Source organism: Segatella copri (genome assembly GCF_024330485.1).
In the GTDB taxonomy this organism is placed as follows: Bacteria; Bacteroidota; Bacteroidia; order Bacteroidales; family Bacteroidaceae; genus Prevotella; species Prevotella copri_L.
In genome coordinates this window covers 1-4,021 of record NZ_JANDWX010000069.1, presented here as the reverse complement: position 1 = coordinate 4,021, position 4,021 = coordinate 1, and the positions used below count along the sequence as shown (strand labels likewise).

Here is a 4,021-nt window from a genome sequence, read left to right as displayed (position 1 = left end):
GACAACCCATATAGTGATAAAATTAAAAATGCGTAACTCATTTAGTGATAAGAAAAATAGATAGTAACATATTTAGTTTAACCATCCTAAAGGTGACAACTTTTTCACGTATAAGACAAGTTTCCTTCTTATCATTTTATTCTTATGTTTAAATCTTCTGCAAAGGTAATGAAAATATTCGCTAATCCAAAAAATAACACTGTTTTTTTGGATTATAATCCGAAAATTCGTACTGATTTTTTGGATTAGGGACATTTCTGAGCTATTTTTGCCTTGTTAATAGGGTGCCATGTAACTTTAGTTTATACCCAATGTTATGGGTTGTGAAAATTCTTAATCTAGTATCTGTTGCTTGTAGCCCTAGGAGTTGATGATTGTTGTTCCAGAAGCTAATGCCTTTAACTCCTGTTCCTAATGATTGCAAGTCCTAGAATCGCATATCTTCTCACTATTACTTACGTCACTTGTAGGCATCAAGCCCTACGCTTGTAATCATTCAGTACTGGGAGGGCAGGTAACAAACCTGCCCTCCCAGTGCATTTTGATACGTTTGATAAAGTATTTGATATATGGCGCAAAGCCTATGTCGGATTATTCTTGTAATTTTGCAACGAATAAACAATTTAATCATATACGAATGAAAAAGAAAAATATCCAGACCCCCGTTTTATCAATGGCCATTGCTGCATGTATGATATCTCACCAGCAAAATGCGCAGGCCGGAGAAAATCCGTCCCTGCAAAATGATTCCGTGCCTTATGTAACCATGCCGGACGTTTCCCCTAAACTCACCACAGAAGATGGAAATCCCCTGCTGGATTTTATGTTTACAGCGGATCCAACTGCAGTAGAATATAATGGCAGAATTTATGTGTACGCAACAAACGATCAGCAACAATATGATTCAATAGGCGGTTACGGAAAAAACTCCTACGAATACATCAAATCTCTGGTGATGATGTCTTCTGATGACATGACAAACTGGACCTATCACGGAATTATTAAAACAGACAGCATCGCCCCATGGATACAAACATCATGGGCACCGTCGATCGCAAAACGTGAGGAAGCGGACGGCAAGACTCACTTTTACCTCTATTTCTCCAATAGCGGGGGTGGAACCGCAGTGCTGACATCCACATCCCCCATAGGACCGTGGTCAAGCCCGCTGAATCATAGTTTGGTAGACACAAACACTCCCGGCATAGCAGGAGAATGCAAAGCCGCTTTCGATCCGGGTGTAGTCATCGATGACAAAGGAAAAGGTTGGCTGACAGTAGGCGGAGGATGTGCTCGCATTATGCGTTTGGGAAAAGACATGATTAGTGTGGATGGCCCGATAAAGCCCATCAGGGCTCCCCATCATTTCGAAGCTAACGAATTAAACTACATCAACGGCACATACGTTTATACTTATAACATAGATTGGCAAGATTTTAGCGACTGGCCTCTCCAGACAGAGAAACCAACCACCTGTTGCATGAGTTACATGACTAGCAAAACTCCGCTGGTAACCAAAAGTTGGAAATACCAGCACAACTATATGAAAAACCCTGGAGATTATGGATTTGACTACAGCAACAATCATACACATCTACACAAATTCCGCGGGAAATGGTATGTATTCTATCACACAATGAGTTTGCAACATAGTTTCAATACAACAGCTGGTTTTCGTAATGTTTGTGTCGATGAAATACAAGTTGACGAGAATACTGTGAATATCCACATGGGTAATCAGACTCTGAAAGGCGTAAAACAGATACAGCCTATGAATCCGTTCATCATCCAGCAGGCCGAAACCACAGCAGCCACACAAGGCGTCAAGTTCACAAATGGAAAAAGCATCGGGGACATGTATGCCGTTACCGTTCCCAACAAGACTGGCATCATTGCTGTCAGAGGTGTGGAATTCAACAAAGTACCTTCCAGTCTGGAAATTAAGGCATCCGGAAACGGAATCATAGAAGTTCGCCGGGATAGGCCGGACGGAGAAGTCATAGCTTCAATCAAAGTCGGTACCCCGCAAATGAAACTCATAGAATCCCAACTTCAAAAGAATATGACAGGCACAATGGACCTCTGTTTTGTCCTGAAAGGAAACAATATCACATTCGACGAATGGAAGTTCAAATGATAACTTCCTGATGACAAGGGTCATCATCCGCCCAAAACGATGACAGGTCTCAAGAAATCTGTGGGACAAGAAACTCCTCCTGATGTGTTAAAAACCGGAAATACCTTGGCTATTTCAGATATTTCCCTTATATTTGCACCATGTAAACAATAAAGAAAGGAACACAATTATGGAAGATGTCGTGAAAATAGCATCCTATATCAGCCAGCGCTACGAGCATCAATATGGTACTCGCATTGATGAGATGAAGCTGCACAAGTTGCTTTATTTCACTCAGCGTGAATGCTTGGTTCAGTTAGGAGAACCCATGTTTGGAGCAAAATTCAAGGCATGGAAATATGGTCCTGTTATACTTGAAATTCGTCAGCACTATAAAGATAACTCATTAAGTTTTTCTCTATCCCGAGAAAGTCTCCAAAAATATCAAGGTGTTTTTGATAAGGTCTTTGAACAGTATGCTCCCAAGCAGTCATGGAGTCTCAGTACTTTGAGTCATGGCGAATATTCTTGGAAGAAGGCGCGTGAGGGCTATTCACCCTACGATACATGTGATGTTGATATAGATTTGTCGGATATTCGCAAGGATGCAGAAAGAATCAATATCCGTAGATTCTTATTAGCCAAATACAAGGATTTTCAAATGTCAAGAGCATGAGAATAACAGAAGAACAAGAACGGATATTAGGATCCTTACATTGTGAAAGATTGTCCTCTAATATTGATAATTTCAGATTGGTGGATGACTTTTATAATGGAAGGAATCCCAGTATTGTCGATACGCTGCAAAATGAAGCCTATGAGGATGATGCGAATCACCGAGTTGCTTATTATCTGGTAAAGAACAATTCTGGTGAAATATTGTTTTATTTCTCATTGAAGTGTGGCTTGTTGTACGATGAGTTTCTGGAAGGTGACCGTCTGTTAGATATGAAAGCCTTTTATGAGCATATTTTTCAGTTGAGCAAAGATCCTTCATTGCAAGGAACAGATAAAGATGCGGTCAATGCGATACTAGAAAAAGCAAGAACCAAGAAGGGATTGAAAAAACTGGAGGTTGCAAGAGCTCTTCATCTTTCTTTGGATTCAGAGGAACTTTTGAAAATCTTTGGTGAGAATAATAAGAACGTAGGTATCACTTTTGCAGGTGTTGAGATTGTGCATTTCTGCGCAAACGAAGCTCATCGTGATTTTTGGAATCAAACAGGGATACAGCAAAAGTTAGGAACTGTTGTGTTTTGGCAATTCATAGTACCTAAGATTCTTGATTTAATGGAAATAGTAGGATGTGAGTATCTGTTTTTATTTGCTGCCGACTTATCTGAGGATGCCGACTTGGTAAATTATTATGTTGATAATCTAGAGTTTATTGATGCCAGTGAGCATAGTGCTGCTACTCCGATGTATGATTTTGCCTGTCGTTTTTTGTGTCAGGAAACAAGTACATTACAAGAGCGAAGAACCAGCTTCTTTGAGCACTTCAATCCTGATGAGGAAGTTTAAACACTTGCGAATCACCATTCACCCCTGGCTGTCCCATCAAGGTGGCTTCTGCAGCCGCAGCTGTCGAGGTAGAATAACTAGTTAATGAGGAAACCTATACAGATGGACCTTTCCCATTCGGTGCTATGGGATGCTTTTTAAATCCAAAAGCATCTCTAACATCGAGAGTTTCATCCTTTAGGATGGCGAGACATTCAACCTTTCTAGGCAGCGATAAACATAACTATAAAGGCAATGTTATCAGAAAAAGATAATTCAGTAATTGACACTAGTGTCCCGTTAAAACGAGACGATTATTAAATAAGTTATTAATACTCAAAAGTTTACGGACTTTTTGTAGTGTATTCGATTTGATTTTGTATCTTTGCACGCATATTTAAAATA

At 39.9% G+C, this 4,021-nt stretch carries 3 protein-coding genes; all 3 read left to right on the top strand.

The window, feature by feature from the left end; genetic code table 11:
- Positions 1 to 637 precede the first annotated feature (637 nt).
- A complete protein-coding gene (locus NNC77_RS16140) occupies positions 638 to 2,137 on the top strand; it encodes a glycoside hydrolase family 43 protein (RefSeq protein ID WP_254971848.1) in 1,500 nt (499 codons plus the stop codon).
- A 169-nt stretch (positions 2,138 to 2,306) separates the two neighbouring features.
- A complete protein-coding gene (locus NNC77_RS16135; RefSeq protein ID WP_254971849.1) occupies positions 2,307 to 2,792 on the top strand; it encodes a Panacea domain-containing protein in 486 nt (161 codons plus the stop codon).
- The gene (locus tag NNC77_RS16130) at positions 2,789 to 3,637 is read left to right on the top strand and encodes a hypothetical protein (RefSeq protein ID WP_254971851.1); all 849 of its coding nucleotides are present in this window, start codon (positions 2,789 to 2,791) and stop codon (positions 3,635 to 3,637) included. Before NNC77_RS16135 ends, NNC77_RS16130 begins: the two co-directional genes overlap by 4 nt.
- Positions 3,638 to 4,021 lie beyond the last annotated feature (384 nt).

What these genes read in the sequence shown, in the direction of transcription:
- NNC77_RS16135 (WP_254971849.1), top strand. Translation starts at nt 2,307, where the DNA reads ATGGAAGATGTCGTGAAAATAGCATCCTATATCAGCCAGCGCTACGAG.
- NNC77_RS16140 (WP_254971848.1), top strand. Translation starts at nt 638, where the DNA reads ATGAAAAAGAAAAATATCCAGACCCCCGTTTTATCAATGGCCATTGCT.
- NNC77_RS16130 (WP_254971851.1), top strand. Translation starts at nt 2,789, where the DNA reads ATGAGAATAACAGAAGAACAAGAACGGATATTAGGATCCTTACATTGT.